At 70.8% G+C, this 21,823-nt stretch carries 18 protein-coding genes and 1 pseudogene; 12 read left to right on the top strand and 7 right to left on the bottom strand.

Translation table 11 applies throughout. The features are described 5' to 3' along the window. Positions 1-81: 81 nt before the first annotated feature. Positions 82-1,599, top strand: a complete 1,518-nt coding sequence (gene fadD4 / locus AWC03_RS25900; protein ID WP_085243557.1) for a fatty-acid--CoA ligase FadD4 — start codon at positions 82-84, stop codon at positions 1,597-1,599. 3 nt (positions 1,600-1,602) lie between these two features. Beyond that, the gene (locus tag AWC03_RS25895) at positions 1,603-2,562 is read left to right on the top strand and encodes an enoyl-CoA hydratase/isomerase family protein (protein ID WP_085243556.1); all 960 of its coding nucleotides are present in this window, start codon (positions 1,603-1,605) and stop codon (positions 2,560-2,562) included. Positions 2,563-2,580: 18 nt separating this feature from the next. On the opposite strand, the gene AWC03_RS25890 is transcribed toward AWC03_RS25895, so the two are convergent. Continuing rightward, positions 2,581-3,036, bottom strand: a complete 456-nt coding sequence (locus AWC03_RS25890; protein WP_085243555.1) for a CD225/dispanin family protein — start codon at positions 3,034-3,036, stop codon at positions 2,581-2,583. Positions 3,037-3,153: 117 nt separating this feature from the next. Further along, positions 3,154-4,299 (bottom strand): acyl-CoA dehydrogenase family protein, encoded by a 1,146-nt coding sequence (locus tag AWC03_RS25885; RefSeq protein ID WP_085243554.1) that lies wholly within the window; start codon positions 4,297-4,299, stop codon positions 3,154-3,156. Between the two features lie 170 nt (positions 4,300-4,469). Here AWC03_RS25885 and AWC03_RS25880 point away from each other — a divergent pair, with 170 nt between their 5' ends. Genes AWC03_RS25880 through AWC03_RS25870 form a run of 3 tightly spaced genes read left to right on the top strand, consistent with a single transcriptional unit; the run spans position 4,470 to position 7,994 of the window. Continuing rightward, positions 4,470-5,486: a MaoC family dehydratase gene (locus tag AWC03_RS25880; protein ID WP_085243553.1), complete on the top strand. Its 1,017-nt coding sequence runs from the start codon at positions 4,470-4,472 to the stop codon at positions 5,484-5,486. A gap of 28 nt (positions 5,487-5,514) precedes the next feature. Beyond that, entirely contained in the window at positions 5,515-6,696 is a 1,182-nt protein-coding gene (locus AWC03_RS25875; RefSeq protein WP_085243552.1) for a CoA transferase, read from the top strand. Beyond that, the gene (locus tag AWC03_RS25870) at positions 6,690-7,994 is read left to right on the top strand and encodes an amidohydrolase family protein (protein ID WP_085243551.1); all 1,305 of its coding nucleotides are present in this window, start codon (positions 6,690-6,692) and stop codon (positions 7,992-7,994) included. The genes AWC03_RS25875 and AWC03_RS25870 overlap by 7 nt, the downstream gene beginning before the upstream one ends. Positions 7,995-8,001: 7 nt before the next feature. Here AWC03_RS25870 and AWC03_RS25865 read toward each other — a convergent pair whose 3' ends face one another. Then, positions 8,002-8,901, bottom strand: coding sequence for an alpha/beta hydrolase (locus tag AWC03_RS25865; protein ID WP_085243550.1), 900 nt, complete (start codon positions 8,899-8,901; stop codon positions 8,002-8,004). 233 nt (positions 8,902-9,134) lie between these two features. Here AWC03_RS25865 and AWC03_RS25860 point away from each other — a divergent pair, with 233 nt between their 5' ends. The 6 genes from AWC03_RS25860 (at position 9,135) to AWC03_RS25835 (ending at position 15,327) form a co-directional block, all read left to right on the top strand. Continuing rightward, entirely contained in the window at positions 9,135-9,791 is a 657-nt protein-coding gene (locus AWC03_RS25860) for a class I SAM-dependent methyltransferase (RefSeq protein WP_085243549.1), read from the top strand. Positions 9,792-9,899: 108 nt separating this feature from the next. Next, complete coding sequence (locus AWC03_RS25855; protein WP_085243548.1) at positions 9,900-11,078, top strand: alpha/beta hydrolase; 1,179 nt, start codon at positions 9,900-9,902, stop codon at positions 11,076-11,078. A gap of 44 nt (positions 11,079-11,122) precedes the next feature. After that, positions 11,123-12,532 (top strand): WS/DGAT/MGAT family O-acyltransferase, encoded by a 1,410-nt coding sequence (locus AWC03_RS25850; RefSeq protein ID WP_085243547.1) that lies wholly within the window; start codon positions 11,123-11,125, stop codon positions 12,530-12,532. A 108-nt stretch (positions 12,533-12,640) separates the two neighbouring features. Then, entirely contained in the window at positions 12,641-13,426 is a 786-nt protein-coding gene (locus AWC03_RS25845) for a crotonase/enoyl-CoA hydratase family protein (RefSeq protein ID WP_085243574.1), read from the top strand. 102 nt (positions 13,427-13,528) lie between these two features. Then, positions 13,529-15,034 (top strand): class I adenylate-forming enzyme family protein, encoded by a 1,506-nt coding sequence (locus AWC03_RS25840; RefSeq protein WP_085243546.1) that lies wholly within the window; start codon positions 13,529-13,531, stop codon positions 15,032-15,034. Then, on the top strand, positions 15,031-15,327 hold the full coding sequence (locus AWC03_RS25835) for a hypothetical protein (RefSeq protein WP_085243545.1): 297 nt from the start codon (positions 15,031-15,033) through the stop codon (positions 15,325-15,327). Before AWC03_RS25840 ends, AWC03_RS25835 begins: the two co-directional genes overlap by 4 nt. 3 nt (positions 15,328-15,330) lie before the next feature. Here AWC03_RS25835 and AWC03_RS25830 read toward each other — a convergent pair whose 3' ends face one another. The 3 genes from AWC03_RS25830 to AWC03_RS25820 all read right to left on the bottom strand — a co-directional run bounded on the left by AWC03_RS25830 (position 15,331) and on the right by AWC03_RS25820 (position 18,727). Further along, positions 15,331-15,897 carry a TetR/AcrR family transcriptional regulator gene (locus AWC03_RS25830; protein WP_085243573.1) on the bottom strand — a complete coding sequence of 189 codons (567 nt, stop codon included), beginning with the start codon at positions 15,895-15,897 and terminating at the stop codon, positions 15,331-15,333. Positions 15,898-16,386: 489 nt separating this feature from the next. Further along, positions 16,387-17,859, bottom strand: a complete 1,473-nt coding sequence (locus AWC03_RS25825; protein ID WP_085243544.1) for an aldehyde dehydrogenase — start codon at positions 17,857-17,859, stop codon at positions 16,387-16,389. Between the two features lie 94 nt (positions 17,860-17,953). After that, positions 17,954-18,727 carry a class I SAM-dependent methyltransferase gene (locus tag AWC03_RS25820; protein WP_085243572.1) on the bottom strand — a complete coding sequence of 258 codons (774 nt, stop codon included), beginning with the start codon at positions 18,725-18,727 and terminating at the stop codon, positions 17,954-17,956. Between the two features lie 168 nt (positions 18,728-18,895). On the opposite strand from AWC03_RS25820, the gene AWC03_RS25815 reads away from it, so the two are divergent. Continuing rightward, a complete protein-coding gene (locus AWC03_RS25815) occupies positions 18,896-20,050 on the top strand; it encodes a glycosyltransferase family 4 protein (protein WP_085243543.1) in 1,155 nt (384 codons plus the stop codon). A 40-nt stretch (positions 20,051-20,090) separates the two neighbouring features. Here the strand turns inward: AWC03_RS25815 and AWC03_RS25810 are convergent. Next, positions 20,091-21,823 (bottom strand): annotated as a pseudogene (locus tag AWC03_RS25810) (MmpA family trehalose lipid delivery protein); the annotation flags it as partial.

Here is a 21,823-nt window from a genome sequence, read left to right as displayed (position 1 = left end):
GCGAGGCCGGCGGCCCGGCTGACGCCGCCGGACGGGTGACCACTTGACACCCGTCAAGTTTTTCGGCGGTACAGTCTGCGCATGCAGATTCGTGAGCACTGCGGCGCCGACAAGCCCGCCGTCATTCTTCACCCGTCCGGCACCGTCGTCACCTTCGACGAGCTGGAGGCGCGGGCCAACCGGCTGGCGCATCACTTCCGGCGCGCCGGCCTCACCGAGGGCGACGTCGTCGCGATCCTCATGGAGAACAACGAGCACATGCACGCGGTGATGTGGGCGGCGCGCCGCAGCGGTCTGTACTACGTGCCGATCAACACGCACCTGACCCCGGCCGAGGCGGCCTACATCATCGATAACAGCGCCGCCAAGGCGATCATCGGGTCGGCGGCGCTGCGCAAAACCTGCGAGAACCTGGCCGAGCACCTGCCGGGCGGCCTGCCCGGCCTGCTGATGATCGCGAACGACGATCTCGAGGGCTGGCAGCGCTACCCCGAATGCGTTGCCGCCGAGCCGGACACGCCGATCGACGACGAACGCGAGGGCGACCTGCTGCAGTATTCGTCGGGCACCACCGGCCGGCCCAAGGGCATCAAACGCGAGTTGCCGCACGTGCCGCCGTCCGAGGCGCCCGGAATGATGTCGGCCCTGGTCAGTCTCTGGATGACCCCCGATTCGGTCTACCTGAGCCCGGCCCCGCTGTATCACACCGCGCCGTCGGTGTGGTCGATGAGCGCGCAGGCCGGCGGGATCACCACCGTCGTGCTGGAGAAATTCGATCCCGAAGGCTGCCTGGACGCCATCGCGCGCTACCGCGTCACGCACGGCCAGTTCGTCCCGGCGATGTTCACCCGGATGCTGAAACTGCCCGAGGCCGTGCGCAATTCGTACGACCTGTCCAGCCTGCAGCGGGTGATGCACGCGGCGGCGCCGTGCCCGGTGGAGATCAAGAAGCAGATGATGGACTGGTGGGGGCCGATCATCGACGAGTACTACGCCTCCTCCGAGGCGATCGGGTCGACGCTGATCAGCGCCGAGGAGTGGCTGGCGCACCCGGGCTCGGTCGGCAAGCCGATGGCCTGCGAGATCCACATCCTCGACGAGAACGGCAACGAGCTGCCACCCGGGCAGGCCGGCGAAATCTACTTCGCGGGCGGCTATTCCTTCGAGTACCTCAACGACGAGGCGAAGACCGCCGCGTCCCGTGACACCCACGGCTGGGTGACCGTCGGCGACGTCGGTTACGTGGACGACGATGGCTACCTGTACCTGACCGACCGTCGCCACCACATGATCATCTCGGGCGGGGTCAACATCTACCCGCAGGAGACCGAGAACCTTCTGGTCACCCACCCGAAGGTGTTGGACGCGGCGGTGTTCGGCGTTCCCGATGACGAGATGGGGCAACGCGTGGTGGCGGCCGTGCAGACCGTCGACCCCGCCGACGCCACCGACGAGTTCGCCGACGAGCTGCTCACCTGGCTGCGGGATCGGCTGGCGCACTACAAATGTCCGCGGTCGATCACTTTCGAGGCGCAGCTGCCGCGCACCGACACCGGCAAGCTCTACAAGAACGGGCTGATCGAGAAGTATTCGGTCTGATCCATGCTGCAGGTGGTGGACCTGTCGAGCGCACCCGGCGCGGGCCCCGGGACCGGCGCCGCGGCCCCACCCGGGGTGATCGTGGCGCACGGCCGGGCCGACGACCTGGCGGCCTGCGAATCATGGCTGAACGCGGCGACTTTCACGTTGACGGAGGACCGTTACGAGGATCGCCGGGTCGTCACCGTCGACTCGGTGCCCGACGCGCTCGCCGAGTTGACCGCGCGGTGTCGGCATTGGCCGCAGGCCAGCAGCGTCTGTGACGACGTGTTGCGCGCGGTGGACCCCGGCGGCCCGGCGCTGCCCGCCGTGGTGACCGAATCGCTGGCGTACTCGACCCTGCAGGCCGGCCCCGAATTCGCACGCTGGCTGACCGAGCGAGGCCCGGCCCGGATGCCCGACATCGCCGACCCGGTGCGGGCCGAGCGCGACGGCGACACGCTGCGCATCGCGTTCAACCGGCCGCAGCGGCACAACGCGTTTTCCACCGACGCCCGGGCCACCCTGCTGGAGGCGCTGACCGTCGCGCAACTGGACCCGTCGGTGACCGGGATCGTGTTGAGCGGCAACGGGCCGTCGTTCTGCAGTGGGGGGGACCTCGCCGAATTCGGCACCTTCGCCGATCCGGCGAGCGCGCACCTGGCCCGCACCCGGCACAGCCCCGCCCTGGCCCTCGACGCGCTCACCGCCCGGCTCGGCCCGGCCTGCACGGCGGAGGTGCACGGCCGCGTGCTGGGCAGCGGGCTCGAGATGGCGGCGTTCTGCGGATGGGTGAGCGCGCGCGACGATTCGGTGTTCGGCCTGCCCGAATTGCACCTGGGGCTGATTCCCGGCGCCGGCGGAACGCTCAGCGTCACCCGCCGGATCGGCCGGTGGCGCACCGCCTATCTGGTGTTGTCGGGCCGTATCATCGACGCCGGCACTGCCCTGGCCTGGGGACTGATCGACGCGACCGGCGCCTGAGAATCGCCTAAAGCGTTGTCAGATGCCCGAATACGTGGTGGTCGTGGTCGACGGCAGGTTCGAGACGGCGATCACGCCGATGGCGACATAGAGGATCACCATGATCACCGCGAACACCGCGCCGACGATGGCGCCGATGATGGCCCACTTCTTGGCGTTGTCGGCCGCCGCCTGGGCCTCGGCATACCGGCCCTGGGCCCACAGGCCGGACACCTTGGTGGAGTAGACGATCGAGACGATTCCGAGCGGCAGACAGCACAGCACGGTGCACAGGATGGCCCAGACGAGGTAGTTCTCCGGTTCCGGCTGGCCCGGCCAGCCCGGCTGAGGCGGCGGCCAACCGGGCTGCTGACCCGGTTGCTGACCCGGCCAGCCCGGGGGCTGGCCCGGCCATGCCGGCGGTTGACCCTGCCATTCCGGCGGCTGACCCTGCCACTCCGGCGAGCCTTCGTACGGCCCTGGGGGATAACTCATGGCAGCCGACTTTCTTTCGTTGCAGTAGCTTTTACTCCCGAACCGATTTGCTGGTGGGAGAAGTCAGGCAAGGATACAGGACCCACCGACGTCGAGCCCGCACATTCGGGCTCGCGCTCAGATGCCGCCCCGCGCGACCAGTTGCGCGGCGATCACGTTGCGCTGAATCTCGTTGGTGCCTTCGCCGACGATCATCAGGGGCGCGTCTCGGAAGTAGCGCTCCACGTCGTATTCGCATGAGTAGCCGTAGCCGCCGTGAATCCGCACGGCGTTCAGGGCGATCTCCATCGCCACCTCGGAGGCGAACAGCTTGGCCATGCCGGCCTCCATGTCGCAGCGCTCGCCGCTGTCGTAGCGTTCGGCGGCGTAGCGGGTGAGCTGCCGGGCGGCGGTCAGTTTGGTCGCCATGTCGGCCAGGTAGTTGCCGACCGACTGGTGCTGCCAGATCGGCCGGCCGAAGCTTTCCCGCTGCTGCGCATACGCCAGCGCGTCCTCGAGCGCCGCCATGCCCACGCCCAGGGCGCGGGCGGCCACCTGGATGCGGCCCGTCTCGAGGCCTTTCATCATTTGCGAAAACCCCTCGCCCATGCGGCCGCCCAGCACGGCCGACTCGGGCGCGCGGTAGTCGTCGAAGGACAGCTCGCAGGACTCGACGCCCTTATAGCCCAGCTTGGGCAGGTCCCGTGACACCGTCAGGCCGGGACCCTGCTGGACGAGCACGATCGAGATGCCGCGGTGCCGCGGCGTGGCGTTCGGATCGGTCTTGCACAGCAGCGCGATCAGACCGGACCGCCGCGCGTTGCTGATCCACGTCTTGGCACCGTTGATCCGCAAGCCGCCAGAGCTGTCCACCAGCGCCGTCGTCGTCATGTTCTGCAGGTCCGAGCCGCCGCCCGGTTCCGTCAGCGCCATGGTGGCGCGCAGCTCGCCGGTGGCCATCGCCGGCAGGTAGGTCCGCTTCTGCTCCTCGGTCCCGAACAGCGTCAGCAGCTTGGCCACCACCGTGTGCCCGCCCATCGCGCCGGCCAGGCTCATCCACCCGCGGGCCAGCTCCTCGGTGACCCGGACGTAGCACGGCATGGACACCGGCGACCCGCCGTACTCCTCGGGAATCGCCAGGCCGTAGATGCCGATCCGCTTCATCTGCTCGATCCACGCCTCGGGGTAGGTGTTGGCGTGCTCGACCTCGCGGACGGTCGGCTTGACGTCGCGGTCGATGAACGCCCGCACCGTCGCCACCAGCATCTCTTCTTCGTCGTTCACCGATGACCGCCTCCCAGCGTTGATGGTGGCAGACCCGCTTCGCCCGGCTTCGCCGCGCTCGCGATCGCCACGGGTGTTGATGGTGGCAGACCCGCTTCGCCCGGCTTCGCCGCGCTCGCGATCGCCACGAAGTTGACCCCCGATCCGACAGCCTGCCAGCATGTGGCGTTGTGACCAGCGAGGGGTATGCGCGAATCCGTGCCGGCGGGCCGTACTTCGACGATCTCTCGGTCGGCCAGGTCTTCGACTGGGCGCCCGCGGTGACCCTGTCGCCGGGATTGGCCGCCGCCCACCAGGCGATCGTGGGGGACCGGCTGCGGCTCGCCTTGGACGCCGACCTGTGCGCGGCCGTGACGGGCCTGCCCGCTCCGCTGGCCCATCCGGCGCTGGTCTGCGACGTGGCGATCGGGCAGTCGACGCTGGCCACCCAGCGGGTCAAGGCCAACCTGTTCTACCGCGGGCTCACCTTTCACCGCTTCCCCGTCATCGGCGATACCCTGTACACCCGCACGGAAGTGGTTGGGCTGCGCGCCAACTCGCTCAAGCCGGGCCGGGCGCCCACCGGCCTGGCGGCGCTGCGGATGACCACCGTCGACCAGGACGACCGGTTGGTACTCGACTTCTACCGGTGTGGCATGCTGCCCGCCGGCCCGGATTGGCGGCCCGACCAGGCGCCGCACGACGATCTTTCGACGGTCGGTGTCGGTGCGCCGGGCCCGGCCCACGACCCGGCCGCGCAGTGGGACGGCGAGGTGTTCCGCCACCGGGTGCCCGGCCCGCACTTCGACCCGGGCCTGGCCGGCGCCGTGCTGCACAGCACGGGCGACGTGGTCAGCGGTGCGCCGGAGCTCGCCCGGCTCACCCTGAACATCGCCGCCACACACCATGATTCGCGGGTCGCGGGGCGGCGGCTGGTGTACGGCGGGCACACCATCGGGCTGGCCCTCGCTCAGGCGTCCAGGTTGCTGCCGAACCTGGCGACGGTGCTGGGCTGGGAGTCCTGCGACCACACCGGCCCAGTGCACGAGGGCGACACCCTGTACAGCGAGCTGCACGTCGAATCCGCGGAACCGGCCGGCCGCGGCGGTGTGCTGGGGCTGCGGTCGCTGGTCTACGCCGCCGGCGACGGGCCGGGCGAGGCTGACCGCGCGGTGCTGGACTGGCGGTTCCGCGCGCTGCACTTCTGAGGAGGCGCGGCACGAGCACAATGGGGGCGTGAGCTCGGCTACGTCGGCGTGGGGGAGCAGCGGGCTGGCCTACCTGACCGGCCTGCCCGACGGGCCGCCCGACTTCTCCCGGGCGACCGTGCTGACCCACGCCCAGCGGGTGGCCGCGGCCGTCGGCGAGCGGTTGGGTGTGACCATCGATGCGGCCGGCCTGTTGACCGGCCGCGCCGCGCTGCTGGGCCTGACCCGCCGCGGCCGGGTGTCCGCCGGTGGGGCGACCCGGCTACTGGTGGCCGCCGACGGCTGGTGCGCGATCACGCTGTCGCGCCCCGACGACGCCGCCGCCGTCCCCGCGCTGGTTCAGAGCGACGACGACACGGGCGACCCCTGGGCGGCGTTGCGGCGCTGGGTCGCAACCCAACCGCTCGCCGCGGTCATCGAGCGCACCACGCTGCTCGACATCCCCGCGGCCGCCCTGGGCCAAGCCACCGCCACCGCCCCGCGAATACGACCCCGCGGGACCCGCGCACCGGCGCACGGCGTCGCGGGCCTGCTCGTCGCCGACCTGTCCGCCATGTGGGCGGGCCCGCTGTGCGGACAGCTGCTCGCACGCGCCGGGGCGTCCGTCGTCAAGGTCGAGAGCCCGGCCCGCCCGGACGGTACCCGAGCGGGCAACCAAAGCTTCTTCGACTGGATGAACGGTGAAAAGCTGTCGTACTGCGTCGATTTCGACCGTCAGGAGGACGAGCTGCGCCAGTTGCTCGCTGTGGCCGATGTGGTGATCGAAGGCTCGCGCCCCGCGGCGCTCACGCGGCGCCGGCTGGGACCGGACGACGTGCCGGCGGGGAAAGGGCGAATCTGGTTGCGCGTCAAGGGATACCTCGATGAGCGCCCGGCGTTCGGCGACGACGCCGCGGTCGGTGGCGGCCTCGTGGGCGTCGCGGCTGACGGGCCGGTGTTCTGCGGCGACGCCATCGCCGATCCGTTGACCGGGCTGGAGGCGGCCCGGCTGGTCGCCGACTCGCTGGGCCGGGGCGGCGGCGAGCTGATCGAGGTTTCGATGGCCGCGGTAGCCGCCGGCTATGCGCAGCTGCCCACGCAGGCATCGGTCGCAAACCTGCTCGCGCCGCCCCCGCCGGTTCCGCCGCCGGCCCGGCGCGCGGCGCGGCTGGGTGCGCACAACGAGGCGGTGCGCCAACTGGTGGCTCAACGGAGTTGTCGGCCATGCTGATTCGGCGGGCCACCCTGCTGGACGGGACCACCACCGATATCCGGGTCGGCGAGCGGATCGACGAGATGGGCGACGGCCTGGTTGCCGAACCCGGCGAGGGCGTGCTCTACGCCGGCGGCGGAACCGTCCTGCCCGGCCTGCACGACCACCACGTGCACGTGCGCTCGGCGGCCTCCGCGCTCGATTCGTTCCTCGTCGGACCGCCCGGGGTCTGCACCAAAACCGAGCTGACGCAACTGCTCTCGAACGCGACGCCGGGTCCCGACGGGTGGATTCGCGCCGTCGGCTACCACGAATCGGTGGCCGGCGACCTGGACCGGCACGCGCTCGACGCCATCGTGCGCACCGTCCCGGTGCGCATCCAGCACCGCAGCGGTGCGCTGTGGATCCTCAACTCCGAGGCGCTGGGCCGGGTGGGCCTGGCCGAGCACCCCGACGGGCGTCTGCGCAGCGCGGACCACGGTTGGTCCGACCTGCTGCAGCGGCGCGAAAGCGATCTGGCGGAACTGAGCCGGCGCATCACCGCGACCGGCATCACCGGCGTCACCGACGCCACTCCCGACCTCGACGCCGACGACATGGTGTCGCTGGTGGTCGCCCACCGGCGCGGCGAGTTCCGGCCGCGGCCCAGCTTCCTGTCCCCGGGCAAGAAGATCCTGCACGACGACCGCCTCGACGTGGACGGGCTGGCGGACTGGATCGCCGGCCGGCACGACGCGGGCCGCCCGGTCGCCGTGCACTGCGTGACCGCCGCCCAACTCGTGGTGGCCGTCGCGGCCCTGCGGGCGGCCGGCAGCCATCCGCAGGACCGCATCGAGCATGCCGCCGTGGTGCCCCACGACAACCTGGCCGATCTTGCCGAGCTGGGGGTCACGGTGGTGACGCAGCCCAACTTCGTCGCCGAGCGCGGCGATCACTACCTCGCCGACGTCCCCGCCGCCGAGCACGATCAGCTGTGGCGCGTTGCCTCCCTGCTGAAGGCGGCGGTGCCCGTGGCGCTGTCCACCGACATGCCGTTCGGCCACGGCGATCCCTGGACGACGATGCGCGCCGCCGTCTACCGCACCACCCCGAGCGGTGTCGTCCTCAACGCCGACGAATGTGTCTCTGCCCGAGACGCTTTGACGATGTTCCTGGGGCGGCCCGAGCGGCCGGCCCGGCCGCGGACGGTGGCGACCGGAGAGCCGGGGGACCTGTGCGTGCTCAGCGAGCCGCCGGCTACGGCGCTGGCGGAGCTGGACGCCGGCATGGTGGCGGCCACCATCATCGGCGGGGAACTCGTTTACTTCGCGATGTGACCGGCGATCACGGCGCGAGGGCGAGCGCCGCGCGCAACGTGGCGCACTGGCTGTCGAAAAACCGCTGCGACACTTGGGCTTTGGGTGCCCAGAGGTCGAATCCGTGGAAGGCTCCAGGCACGGTCTCCACCTCGCACGGCACCCCGGCGGCCGTCAGGCGTTCCGCGTAGGCCAGGTCCTCATCGTGGAACAGGTCGTGGGTGCCGACGCCGATCCAGGCCGGTGGCAGGCCGCTGAGGTCTTCGCGGCGCCCGGGCACGGCGATCTGTGGGTCGGCGCCGCCGAGGTACGCCGACCAGCCGAACCGGTTGCTGCGGGTGTCCCACAGCCGGTAGTTCGGGTTGTGGGCGGTCGCCGAGCTGCGGTCGTCGAGCATGGGATAGGTCAGCAGCTGGAACGCGGGGCTCACCTCGGCGCGATCGCGGGCGAGCAGGGCCAGGGCCGCGGCCAGGCCGCCGCCGGCGCTGGCACCGCCGATGGCCACCCGATACCGGTCCACGGACGGTAGGCCGGCCAGCCAGGTCAACGCCGAATAGCAGTCTTCCAGCGGCGCGGGATACGGATGTTCGGGCGCCAGGCGGTAATCCACCGATGCGACGGTGATGCCCAGCCGCCGGCTGAACCCGCTGCAGAGCCGGTCGTCCTGGCGGGCGGTGCCGATCACGTAACCGCCCCCGTGGATCCACAGCAGCGCCGGCGTCGGCTCGGCCACGCCGGCCGGCCGGAACAGACGGACACCGGTTCCCGAACCCAGCGTGATCTCCTCGACACCGGGAACGGGCTTGGCGAGGCGCTCGCGCAGCGCGATCCCCGCCCGCATGATCGCCAGCGTCCGGGGTCCGACGAGTCGGCGTGGGGCGAAACGGGCGACTCGGTGCAGGTCAGGGTGAACATCGGTGTTCGGCACCGCATCAGTATCACCGACACCGCACCGGCGGACACGGGCGGCGACTGAACCGTTGCGCCGCCGCGTGCGTGCACCAATGGCGGTGGATTAGCCGAACGAAGATCGGGGTATCGGTGCAATGCTGGCGAGCACGGCATGCGTTAGCGTGCAAGCTGTTGCTGGTTCGGCGTCGCAACGTCCCCTACCGGGACCGCGCGTTGGGCCGCCCGGTGGGCAGGACGCGAGGGACGTGAATGCTGGGGCATCTTTACGATCGGGCGCTGGGCGGCGAGCGATGTTGGATTCGCCACGACGACGGCGAGTTGCGGCCGCTACCGGCGCACCGCTGGTTGGGCGTGCGAAGTCCCGGGGACGGATGTCCCGGTGACGCCTTCGACGAGGACTTCGACGAAGCCGTCACGCGGATGTGCACCGGGCCGACGATCGAATTGGGGTGTGGGCCGGGCCGGCTGGTGGCCCGGCTGATTCAGCGGGGTGTACCGGCCCTGGGCATCGATCGGTCCGTGACCGCGATTCGGTTGGCGGGGCGCGGCGGCGCTCCGGTCCTGCTCGGCGACGTGTTCGACCCGCTGCCCGCGATGGGTCTGTGGCAGACGGTGTTGCTGGTCGACGGCAACGTCGGCCTGGGCGGCGACCCGCGCCGCATCCTGGGGCGGGCCGCCGAGTTGCTGGCGCGGGGCGGGCGGTGCGTGGCCGAATTCGACGCCGAGAACATCGGCATCCGTTCCCGCTGGGTCCGGCTGGAGTCCGCCTGCGAGGTCGGACCCTGGTTCCGGTGGGCGTCCGTCGGCGTCGACAGTGCCGCCGCGCTGGCCGCGCAGGTCGGTCTGACGCTGACCGGTGTCCGGCTGATCGGCGGCCGGGTGATCGCGTGCCTGGCGGCGATCTGAGCGGGTCGCGCCGCGCCGCCGACGGCTGACGCGGCGCGAACACAAACGCCCGTTTCGGAGCGGGGGGCGGGGGTACGCTGCCCTCACACCACGGCAAGGAGGCCGGCTATGACATCGTGCGCGAAATGGTTGCTGCGGGCGCGTCCCGGCGACTACGCGCTGGCCTTGAGTGCCGCGGGCGCTTCGCTGCCGGTGGTCGGCAAGCACCTCGAGCCACTGGGCGGCCTCACCGCGATGGGCATCTGGGGCGCCCGGCACGCCCCCGAGTTCTTCTCCGGTCTGACCAAGCCCCGACGCTCGCCGGACGACGACGCCCGCCTGCCCGACGGATTGAGCGCACAAGACGTGTCCATCGCCGCGCTGCGCGGGATCGTGTCGGCCGCGGAGCTCGAGCTGGAGTGGCCCGCGGCGCTGCGGACGCCGCCGATCTGGGATGCGATGCGCCAGCGCCGGTACCTGCACCGGCGCGCCGTCCACTACGGGGACCACCCCGCGCAGGTGCTCGACGTCTGGCGCCGCAAGGACCTGCCCGCGCAACCCGCGCCGGTGCTGATCTTCGTCCCGGGCGGCGCCTGGGTGCACGGCAAGGCCATGGGCCAGGGCTCCGCCCTGATGTCCCGCCTGGCCGAGCAGGGCTGGGTCTGCCTGGCGATCGACTACCGCGTCGCCCCGCACCACCGCTGGCCGCGGCACATCATCGACGTCAAGACCGCCATCGCCTGGGCTCGCGCCAACGTCGACAAGTTCGGCGGCGACCGCGATTTCGTCGCGGTGGCGGGTTGTTCGGCCGGCGGTCACCTGTCGGCACTGGCCGGCCTCACCCCCGACGACCCGCAGTATCAGGCGAAGCTGCCGGAGGGCGCCAACACTTCGGTGGACGCGGTGGTCGGCATCTACGGCCGCTACGACTGGGAGGACCGCTCGACGCCCGAGCGCGACCGGTTCGTCGAGTTCCTGGAGCGGGTGGTGGTCAAGCGCCGGATCGCCCGCCACCCCGAGGTGTTCCGCGCCGCGTCGCCGATGGCACGCGTGCACCGAAATGCGCCGCCGTTCTTGGTGATTCACGGCAGCAGGGACAGCGTCATCCCCGTCGAGCAGGCACGCAGCTTCGTCGACCGGATGCGGGCGGTCTCGCATTCGATGGTGGGCTACCTGGAGCTGCCCGGCGCGGGCCACGGCTACGACCTCATCGACGGCGAGCGGGCGGGCGCTGCCGCGCACGCGACTTCGCTGTTCCTCAACCAGGTGTATCGCACCAAGACAAACGCGGCAAAAGAGGTTATCTGAGCAGCCGCCGCTGAGTATGGTCCCTTTATGGGTAAGGGGCAGCGGTGAAACGGCTGAGCGGGTGGGACGCGGTCCTGTTGTACAGCGAAACGCCGAACGTGCACATGCACACGATCAAAGCCGCTGTGATCGAACTCGATTCCGATCGGCGTGGCTTGGACGTCGGCGCGTTCCGCGAAGTCATCCGCGGCCGGCTGAACAAGCTCGAGCCGTTCTGCTACCAGCTGGTCGAGATCCCGTTCAAGTTTCACCATCCGATGTGGCGGGAGCACTGCGATCTCGACCTGGACTACCACATCCGGCCGTGGCGGCTGCCCGCACCGGGCGGCCGGCGCGAGCTGGACGAGGCGATCGGCCGCATCGCCTGCGCACCGCTGGACCGCAGCCGCCCGCTGTGGGAGATGTACTTCATCGAGGGCCTGGCCAACAACCGGATCGCGGTGGTCGGCAAGATCCACCACGCGCTGGCCGACGGCGTCGCCTCGGCCAACCTGATGGCCCGCGGCATGGACCTGCAGCCGGGGCCCGAGGGTGGCCCGTACCTGTGCGACCCGGCGCCCACCACGCGGGAGTTGATGAGTTCGGCCTTCGCCGATCACCTGCGCCATGTCGGCCGGATCCCGCACACGATCCGCTACACGGTCGAGGGCCTGGGCCGGGTGCGGCGCAGCTCGCGCAAGCTCTCGCCCGAGCTGACCCGGCCGTTCGAGCCGCCGCCGACGTTCATGAACCACAAGATCACGCCCGAACGCCGGTTCGCCACCGCCACGTTGGCGCTGGCCGACGTCAAGGAGACCGGCAAGCGGCTCGGCGCGACCATCAACGACATGGTGCTGGCCATGTCGGCCGGCGCTCTGCGCACCCTGCTGCTGCGCTACGACGGCAAGGCCGAACCGCTGCTGGCATCGGTGCCGATGAGTTTCGACTTCTCGCCCGAGCGGATCTCCGGCAACCGCTTCACCGGCGTCCTGGTGGGCCTGCCGACCGATTCCGACGACCCGCTGGAGCGGGTGCGGTGCAGCCACGAGAACGCCATCGCCGCCAAGGAGAGCAACCAGCTGATGGGGCCGGAACTGGTCAGCCGGTGGGCGGCCTACATGCCGCCCGCGCCCACCCAGGCCTTCTTCCGGTGGGCGTCCGGGCGCGACGGCCACAACAAGATCCTCAACCTGAACATCTCCAACGTTCCGGGTCCACGGGAACGCGGCCGCGTCGGCGGGGCCCTGGTCACCGAGATCTATTCGGTGGGCCCGCTGACCGCAGGCAGCGGCCTCAACATCACGGTGTGGAGTTACGTCGATCAGCTCAACATCTCGGTACTCTCCGACGGCGCCACGCTCAAGGACCCACATGAGGTGACCGAGGCCATGGTCGCCGACTTTGTCGAAATACGCAGGGCCGCAGGTCTTTCCGAGGAGCTGACTGTCGTCGAAGCCGCGATGGCGCCGGCCTGAGCCGCGCGGAGGAAAACGGCACTCTCGCCTGACGTTAATCGCATTCTGGCCGACCGCTACCATCGGTCGGACAACAGCCACCCCGACCCCGAAGGAGCTGTGCGGCACGTGAGCACTGGGAGCGAAGCAGCCGAAGAACCCGAAGTCCTGGTCGAACAACGGGATCGGATCCTGATCATCACGATCAACAGGCCGAAGGCCAAGAACGCGGTCAACGCCGCGGTGGCGAACGGCCTGGCCGAGGCCGTCGACCGGCTCGACGGCGACGCGGGTCTTTCGGTGGGCATCCTGACCGGGGCCGGCGGATCGTTCTGCGCGGGCATGGACCTCAAGGCCTTCGCCCGGGGCGAGCTGCCCATCGTCGAGGGCCGCGGCATGGGCTTCACCGAGCGTCCGCCGGTCAAGCCGCTCATCGCGGCGGTCGAGGGCTACGCCCTGGCCGGCGGCACCGAGTTGGCCTTGGCCACCGACCTGATCGTCGCGTCCAGGGAGTCCGCGTTCGGGATCCCCGAGGTGAAGCGCGGCCTGGTCGCCGGCGGCGGCGGCCTGCTGCGGCTGCCGCAGCGCATCGCGCCGGCCATCGCCATGGAGCTCGCCCTCACCGGCGACAACCTGTCCGCCGAGCGCGCCCACGAGCTGGGGTTGGTCAACGTGCTGGCCGAGCCCGGCAAGGCGCTCGACGAGGCGATCGCGCTCGCCGAGAAGATCGCCGCCAACGGGCCGCTCGCGGTGGCCGCCACCAAGCGGATCATCGTCGAGTCCCGCGGCTGGAGCCCCGAGGAGATGTTCGCCGAGCAGAACAAGATCCTGGCTCCGGTGTTCGCGTCCAACGACGCCAAAGAGGGCGCCATCGCCTTCGCCGAGAAGCGCCTCCCGCGGTGGACGGGCAGCTGAGCCCGGCCCCCGGCTTCGACGGTGTCGCGTGATCTAAACTACAGTCGAACATGACACTTTTGGTCAGCTTTGTAACGCGTTGATACCGCAGAAAGTGCAAGCGTGAGTATTTCGTTGCTGCTGGAGATGGCCGCGTCGAGCAATCCCGATCGCACGGCCGTGGTATCCGAGGGCTCCTCCGGCGCCCTGCGGCTGACGACGCAGCAGCTCAGCGATCTCGCCGACGGTGGCGCCGGGGTGATCGCGGGCACGAACGCCCAACACGTGGTCTACGTGGGCACCGGCGGCGCGATGCTGCCGGTGCTGATCTTTGCCGCCGCGCGGGCCGGGCTGCCCTTCACCCCGCTCAATTACCGGCTGTCCGCCGACGCCATCCGGGCGCTGATCGAGCGCCTGCCGGAGCCGTTGGTGATCGTCGACGGCCGCTACCGCGACATGGTCGGCGGCGCCCCCGGCCGGCTGATGACCACCGACGAATTCCTCGCGGCCGCGCGCGACAGCGAGCCCGCCGCCGAATTCCCCGACCCGGACTCGGTGGCGATCGTGCTGTTCACCTCGGGCACCACGTCGCAGCCCAAGGCCGTCGAGCTCTCGCACAACAACCTGACCAGTTACGTCACCGGCACGGTGGAGTTCGAGTCGGCCGCCGAGAGCGACGCCGCGCTGATCTGCGTGCCGCCCTATCACATCGCCGGGGTGGGCGCCGCGCTGTCGAACCTGTACGCCGGGCGCAAGATGGTCTATCTGCCGAATTTCGATGCGCGGGAATGGGTTCGGCTGGTCAACACCGAGAACGTGACCACCGCGACGGTGGTGCCCACCATGCTCGACCGCATCGTCGCCACGCTGGAGGCCGAGGGCCACGAGCTGCCCTCGCTGCGCAACCTGGCCTACGGCGGGTCGAAGGTGGGGCTGCCGCTGGTCCGCCGCGCCCTGGAACTGCTGCCCGGCGTGGGCTTCGTCAACGCCTACGGCCTGACCGAGACGAGCTCGACCATCGCGGTGCTGACCCCCGACGATCACCGGGCGGCGCACGCCGCCGCGGAGCCGGAAGTCGCCAGGCGGCTGGCCTCGGTGGGACGGCCGGTGCCCGGCATCGAGATCGAGATCCGCGACGAAGACGGCAACGTGCTCGGGCCCGGGCAGACCGGTGAGCTCTTCGTCCGGGGCGAGCAGGTCTCCGGCCGCTACACCGGCATCGGTTCGGTGCTCGACGAGAATGGTTGGTTTCCCACCAGGGACGTCGCCATGCTCGACGAGGACGGGTACTTGTTCATCGGCGGCCGCAGCGACGACACCATCATCCGCGGCGGTGAGAACATCGCGCCCGCCGAACTCGAAGAGGTCCTCGTCGAGCACCCGCACGTGCGCGACGTCGCCGTGGTCGGCGTGGAGGATCCGCAGTGGGGACAGGCGATCGTCGCGGTGGTGGTACCCCGGCCCGGTGCCGATCCCGATCCCGAGGAATTGCGCGAGCACGTCCGAAAAAGCCTGCGCGGGTCACGAACCCCGGACCGGGTGGTGTTTCGCGACGAGCTGCCCACGACCCCCACCGGCAAAGTGCTTCGCCGGGAGATCATCGAGACGCTGGAAGGGCTACGTGCATGATCAAGAATGGAACCCGCCTGGCCAGCCAGGTGTGTGACACGCAGGTGATCGTCGTCAGGAGCGCCGACAGCCTCGACGACTTGCGTTGCGGCGGTGCGCCGATGGTGCCGATAGGCGGAGAGCGTTCGGGGGAGCCGGATCCGGCGTTCGCCGACGGCACCGTGATGGGCAAGCGCTACGTCGACGAGACCGGCGCCGAGGTGCTGGTGACCAAGCCGGGCGCCGGGAGCTTGAGCGTGGGGGCGACCGCGCTGCAGCTCAAAGAGGTCAAGCCGCTGCCGGCCAGCGACTGAGGATCACTCCGCGATCTTGTTGCGGACCACGAATTCCCTTGCCTTGATCAGGAATTCGAGCTGATCGCCGACCTGGCGCAACGGGTCGATGCTGCCGGTCGAGCGGGACAACACGATGGCGCCCTCCAGGGCGGCGATCGACGTCACCGCCAGCGAGGCGGCGCAGGGCTCGTCGAAGCCGTCGTGGGTGAACGCCCGCGTCAGCGCGGCGCACCAGCGGCCAAGGATGGCGCCGGCCTCGGCGGAGAGCTTGGCGTCGTCGTCGTCCGAGCCGATTGCCGCGGCCACCACCGGGCAACCGGCGCTGAAGCCGCCCTCGGTCAGCAGGCGCTCCCAGAACTCCACGAACTTGCCCAGCAACGCCCGGGCACCCTGCTCGGCGGCGTCGTCGATCATCGCGGTGAGCGCGTCACCGGAATACCGCAGCGCCTCGATCAGGATCTGATTGCGGCCGTCGGGAAAGTGGTAGTAGACCGAGCCGCGCGGGGCGCCGCTGCGGGCGAGCACCGCGTCGATGGTCACCCCCGCGGCGCCGCGTTCACGCATCACCTCGGCGGCGCTGGCCAGCATTTTCTTGCGCGTACCGCCGCGCTTCGTCGCGGTGTGGTCCCGCAGTGTTTCGCTCGTGGTCGCCACTCTCGTGCCTCCCGTGGCTGACGTCATGCAGCGTGTGAGTGCCGGGGGACCGGCCAGTGCATGCTTCGCGGGCTGAAGCGGAAACTCCGGCGTTTGAGGTCGGGCATCTCGCGGGTGAATTGATAGCCGCCGATGTTCAGCTCGATGATCCACATGATTCTCTCCCGGCCTGAGCGCCGCCGATGATTATGCTGAGAAGCATATAAGACAACGGTCCAGTAAGCAAGTTTTATTGGCTAGGTAAGCTCAGACGCACGGGAAAGTCCGAAACCGGTCCGTTGTCGCTTAATTTACGCGCTAGTAACCCAGCTGGTTTCTATGCCCTTTTGCATAATCTTTGGCGCCGGGTGGCCGGAAACGCCGAACGCGCACCCACCGCGAGCTGCTGATTTTTCGCGGTGGGTGCGCGTTCGGGGTTAGGCGCTAGCCCTCGATCGTGTAGCCCATGGGCATGAGCACGCTCTTCTGCTGGGTGAAGTGCTCCACACCTTCGGGGCCGTTCTCGCGCCCGATGCCCGAGTTCTTGTAACCGCCGAAGGGGCAACAGGGATCGAAGGCATACCAGTTGATCGCGTAGGTCCCCGTGCGAATCTTCTCCGCCACCGCGATGCCGCGCTCCACGTCGGCGGTCCACACGCTGCCGGCCAGGCCGTACACCGAGTCGTTGGCGATCTTGATCGCGTCCTCCTCGGTGTCGTAGGGGATGATGCTCAGCACGGGCCCGAAGATCTCCTCCTGGGCGATCGTCATCTTGTTGTCGACGTCGGCGAACACCGTCGGCTGCACGAAGAAGCCGCTGTCCAGGCCCTCGGGCCGGCCGCCGCCGCACACCAGCCGCGCGCCCTCCTCGACGCCCTTGGCGATGTAGCCCTCGACCCGGGCGCGTTGCTTCTCCGAGATCAGCGAACCGATCTGGGCGGCCGGGTCCGACGGCAGGCCTACCGGCAGGGCCTGCACGAAAGCGCTTACGGCATCCACGATTTCGTCGTATCGCGAACGCGGGGCCAGGATGCGGGTCTGGGCCACGCAGGCCTGCCCGGTGTTCATGATCCCGGAGAACACCAGCATCGGGACCGCGGCCGCCAGGTCGACGTCCTCGAGGACGATGGCCGCGGACTTGCCGCCGAGTTCCAGCGTGCACGGCTTGAGCATGTCGGCGGCGCGCTTGCCGATCTCCTTGCCGACGGCCGAGCTGCCGGTGAACGAGAAGAGGTCGACGCCCGGGTTGGAGGTCAGCGCCTGTCCGGTCTCGATCCCGCCGGGCACCACCGACAGCACCCCCTCGGGCAGCCCCGCCTCGGCGAAGGCCTCGGCCAAAGCGTTTGCGCTCAGGGGGGTTTCGGCGGCCGGTTTGAGCACCACGGTGCAGCCGGCCAGCAGGGCCGGGCCCAGCTTGTTGACGGCCAGGAACAGCGGCACGTTCCACGCGACGATCGCGCCCACCACGCCGATGGGCTCGCGGTAGACGATGCTCTGCCCGTAGCCGCCGGTGCGGATCTCTTTCCACTTGACCTGGTCGACGGCGGGGCCGGCGAAGAAGTTCAGCGCCCCGATGGAGCTCATCCAGTGCATGGTCTCGACGCCCATCGGGGGCTGGCCGGTCTCGGCCGCCAGCAGCTGGGTGAAGTGGTCCTTGCGCTCCTCCATCAGCTTGAGCGCGTTGGCGATCACGGCCGCGCGCTCCTTGGGCGGCGTCGTGGGCCAGGGTCCGTTGTCGAAGGCCGCGCGGGCCGCGGCGACCGCGGCGTCGACGTCGGCGGCCGCCGCCATGGGCGTCTTGCCGACATACTCGCCCGTGGCCGGGCAGTGCACCTCGATCACTTCGTCAGTCGACGGCGCAGTCCACTTGCCGCCGATGAAAAGCTTGTCGTATTCCGTCGTTTGGCTCTCTGGCATCTGCGCCGCTCCTCCTCATTGCTCCGCGCTGCATCGTCGCCGGCGCGCATGGCGCCACCCTACCCAAGCCGGGACAAAACGAGAACATGTTTCATTATCGGGGCCGCAGCACCAGCACCAGATTGCTGACCGCGAACTCCCGCAGCAGCGGGACCGACGTCAGCCACCATGCCCATCGCGGGTGGTAGCGGGGAAATGCCGCCACCGCCGCCCCGGTGCTCGCGGCCCAGTCGAGCCCTTCGGCCGCGGATACGGCGAACAACGACGACCCGTAGTTGTTTTTCGCCGGATGCCCACGTTTGCGGGCGTACCGGGCGGCGGCGCGGGCACCGCCGAGGTAGTGGGCCAGGCCGGTCTCGTGCCCACCGAACGGGCCCAGCCAGACGGTGTAGGAGAGCACGGCGAGCCCGCCCGGCTTGGTCACCCGCAGCATCTCGTTGCCCAGCTGCCACGGCCGCGGCACGTGCTCGGCGACGTTGGACGACAGGCAGATGTCCACCGAGTCGTCGGCGAACGGCAGCGCCATGCCCGAGGCGCGGACGAAGTCTCCGGGATCTGCCGCGAGCGGCGGGCCGGCCGCGTGCATCTCGCTGGGGTCGGGTTCGACGCCTATGTAGCGCAGACCCAGGTCGTCGAAGGCAGCCGAGAAGTAGCCGGGGCCGCCGCCGACGTCGAGCACGGTGCGGCCGGCGGCGGGTCCGCCCCGCGCCGCCAGCCACAGGTCGCACACCATGGCCGCGGTGTCCGCCGCGAGCGCGCCGTAGAACCGGGCCGGGTCGGACTGCTCGAAGCGGAATTCGGACAGCAGCCGCACCGCACGGGCCAGGGTCGCCCGCCGGGCGAAGACTTGGGTGGAAGGCGGGGTCACGGGCACCGGCCAACCCTACGCAGCGCGGTTGCCGGGCGCCGCGGCGTGCATCGTCGCCGAGCTGTGCTTGACTGCCCGACTCGCCCCCTCGCCGCTAACGCGGCTGGGGGTGCCCCCACCTCGCGCCGCGCCGCGGCGTGCATCGTCGCCGAGCTAGGCTGACCAGTGATGTCTGGTCTGCGCTCCGTGCTCCTGCTGTGCTGGCGCGATACCGGACACCCCCAGGGCGGCGGCAGCGAGGCCTACCTGCAGCGCATCGGCGCGCAGTTGGCCGCCTCCGGTGTCGCCGTCACGCTGCGCACCGCCCGCTATCCCGGCGCGCCCCGGCGCGAGATGGTCGACGGCGTGCGGATCGACCGGGCCGGCGGCCGGTACTCGGTCTACGTCTGGGCCCTGCTCGCGATGGCGGCGGCCCGGCTGGGGCTCGGACCGCTGCGGCGGGTGCGGCCCGACGTGGTCGTCGACACCCAGAACGGCCTGCCGTTCCTCGCCCGGCTGGTCTACGGCCGCCGGGTGGTGGTCCTGGTACACCACTGTCACCGCGAGCAATGGCCGGTGGCCGGGCCCGTGCTGGGCCGGCTCGGCTGGTTCGTCGAGTCGACGTTGTCGCCGTGGCTGAACCGGCGCAACCAGTACGTGACGGTATCGCTGCCGTCGGCGCGCGACCTGCTGGCGCTGGGCGTGGACAACGCGCGAATCGCGGTGGTGCGCAACGGGCTCGACGAGGCCCCGGCGCGCTCGCTGACCGGCCCGCGCGCCGCGGCGCCGCGGGTGGTGGTGCTGTCGCGGTTGGTGCCGCACAAGCAGATCGAGGACGCGCTGGAGGCCGTGGCGCGGCTGCGGCCCCGGATGCCGGGCCTGCACCTCGACATCGTGGGCGACGGGTGGTGGCGCCGGCGGCTCGTCGACCACGTCCGCCGGCTCGGCATCCCCGACGCGGTGACGTTCCACGGTCACGTCGACGACGTGACCAAACACCATGTGCTGCAGAGCTCGTGGGTGCAGCTGTTGCCCTCGCGCAAGGAGGGCTGGGGCCTGGCGGTCGTGGAGGCGGCTCAGCACCGGGTGCCGACCATCGGTTACCGGTCCTCGGGCGGCTTGTCGGATTCCATCGTCGACGAGGTCACCGGCATCCTGGTGGACACCCACGCCGAGCTGGTGGATCGTCTCGGCGAGTTGCTGTCCGACCCGGTGCTGCGCGAGCAACTCGGCGCCAAGGCGCACACCCGAAGCGGTGAATTCTCGTGGCGGCAAAGCGCCGACGCCATGCGCACGGTGCTGGAGGCCGTGCGCACGGGCGGGTACCTGAGCGGCGTGGTTTAGCCACGGGCGTCGGCGTCGCCGCGAGACATAAAGCGTTGCGCGGCGTGTCGTCGCAGCCGTTTATGTGTCGTGAAGCGGCGGCGGGAAGCCAGCGCGTCGCGCACGGCCGACCAAGGCGCCGGCGCCGCCCACCAGCAGCGCCGCCAGCCACGCCAGGTGCGCGAGCAGAGTCACCGTGCGCGCCGTGGCGGAGACCCCGGCGGTGTCGCCGCCGATCCGATAGAGCGCGAGGTCGTCGTCCCGGTAGACCGGGGTCAGCGCGTCGAGGGTGCGGGCGGACGCCCCCATGTCCCCGGCGGTGTCCGACTCCACGACCAGCCAGCCCACGCCCGCCGGCGCCAGCGCGGACGGCGCGGGCCCGGCCAACAGCAACTGCTGCACCGCGCGGGCTTGAGCGCCCTCGCCCGGGATGACGGTCCCCGAGATGACCAGGTCGCCGGTGCTCAGCACGTCGGCGCGCACCCAGCGGGGCAACGGGTCCAAGACCGGCGCGCGACCAGCCCAGGAGTAGAGCCGCATGGTGCCGGCCGGCAGCACCGCCACCGTCGCGGGCTGCGCGTTGATCGCGGCCGTCGCCGCCGCCCAGCCGCGCGGATACTGCACCGACGACACCTGGCCCCACACCCCCCAGGCCAGGTCCGGCAGCGCGAAGACCAGCGCCAGGCAGCAGACCGGTGCCGCCACCATGTCCGCGGGCGGCGGGACCCACCTGCGCAGCGTGACCACCACGCCCCCGCCCGCCAGCGCGTAGCCCGGCACGGCCAGCGCGACCCACTTCTGCCCGTCGCGCAGCACACCGAAGCCGGGCACGGCATCCACCAACGCGGCCAGCAGGTGCAGGCCCGGGCCGGTCGCCAGCGCCGCCGGAACCAGCACGGCCACCGCGGCCAACACCAACAGCGGCCGCGCCGCGGGACGGCGCAGCACCGTCGGCAGCCCGGCCGCGACTACGCCCAGCAACACCGCGGCCGACGCCACCGCGAACATCGTGGTCCGCGAGATCGGCACGGCCTCGCCGTTCCAGATCCCGCCCAGGGCGGCCAGGCTGGCCAGCGTGCCCAGCCCCGGCTCGGCGCGCGGCGCGAACGCCGCGACCCCCAGGGTGTTCGCCGCGGTGTGCGCGGTCAACGAGGCGCCCAGCGCCGACGCGGCCAGCCAGGGCAGCGCGGACACCAGCGCGACGCCCAGCGTCACCGCCGCGCACAGCCGGCGCGACCGGCCGGTGCCGGGCGCGCCCACGCAGAACAGCGCCGTCGTCGCGGCGAGCAGCAGGCCGGTCGGTGTCAGCCCGGCCAGCGCGATCCAGAAGGTCAACCCGAAGAACGAGCCGGAGCCCGTGCGCAGCCCCAGCATCGCCGTCGCGACCCAGGGCAGACAGCCGTAGCCGACCAGCAGGCTCCAGTGCCCCTGAAGCAGCCGCTCGGCGACGTAGGGATTCCAGATCGCCAGGGTGATGGCGACGAACTGCCCGGGCGCACCCGCGTCGGGCAGCGCCGTGGCGACCAGCCGGGCAGCGCCCCATCCCGCGAGCCAGAGCCCCAGCACGAGCAACGCCTTGACCACGACGCCGCCGTCCAGCACGTGCGAGGCCAGCGCCACCGCGAAATCCTGCGGCGTGGCGCGCGGGGCCGCCGTCAGGCCCAGCGCGGTGTCGGACACGTATGAGCGCGGCGTGGACACCGCGTCGCGCAGCAGCAGGTAACCGGGCCTGAGCAGCGGCCCGACCACCAGCAGGGCCAAGACCAGGGCGTACCCGGGCCGGGTCCAGCGCAC

The sequence above is a fragment of the Mycobacterium europaeum genome, assembly GCF_002102155.1.
Lineage (GTDB): Bacteria > Actinomycetota > Actinomycetes > Mycobacteriales > Mycobacteriaceae > Mycobacterium > Mycobacterium europaeum.
This window is presented reverse-complemented; position numbering and strand designations above follow the sequence as displayed.

What these genes read in the sequence shown, in the direction of transcription:
- AWC03_RS25860 (WP_085243549.1), top strand. Translation starts at nt 9,135, where the DNA reads ATGCTGGGGCATCTTTACGATCGGGCGCTGGGCGGCGAGCGATGTTGG.
- AWC03_RS25830 (WP_085243573.1), bottom strand. Translation starts at nt 15,897, where the DNA reads ATGCTGGCCAGCGCCGCCGAGGTGATGCGTGAACGCGGCGCCGCGGGG.
- AWC03_RS25855 (WP_085243548.1), top strand. Translation starts at nt 9,900, where the DNA reads ATGACATCGTGCGCGAAATGGTTGCTGCGGGCGCGTCCCGGCGACTAC.
- AWC03_RS25870 (WP_085243551.1), top strand. Translation starts at nt 6,690, where the DNA reads ATGCTGATTCGGCGGGCCACCCTGCTGGACGGGACCACCACCGATATC.
- AWC03_RS25815 (WP_085243543.1), top strand. Translation starts at nt 18,896, where the DNA reads ATGTCTGGTCTGCGCTCCGTGCTCCTGCTGTGCTGGCGCGATACCGGA.
- AWC03_RS25835 (WP_085243545.1), top strand. Translation starts at nt 15,031, where the DNA reads ATGATCAAGAATGGAACCCGCCTGGCCAGCCAGGTGTGTGACACGCAG.
- AWC03_RS25825 (WP_085243544.1), bottom strand. Translation starts at nt 17,859, where the DNA reads ATGCCAGAGAGCCAAACGACGGAATACGACAAGCTTTTCATCGGCGGC.
- AWC03_RS25895 (WP_085243556.1), top strand. Translation starts at nt 1,603, where the DNA reads ATGCTGCAGGTGGTGGACCTGTCGAGCGCACCCGGCGCGGGCCCCGGG.
- AWC03_RS25890 (WP_085243555.1), bottom strand. Translation starts at nt 3,036, where the DNA reads ATGAGTTATCCCCCAGGGCCGTACGAAGGCTCGCCGGAGTGGCAGGGT.
- fadD4 (WP_085243557.1), top strand. Translation starts at nt 82, where the DNA reads ATGCAGATTCGTGAGCACTGCGGCGCCGACAAGCCCGCCGTCATTCTT.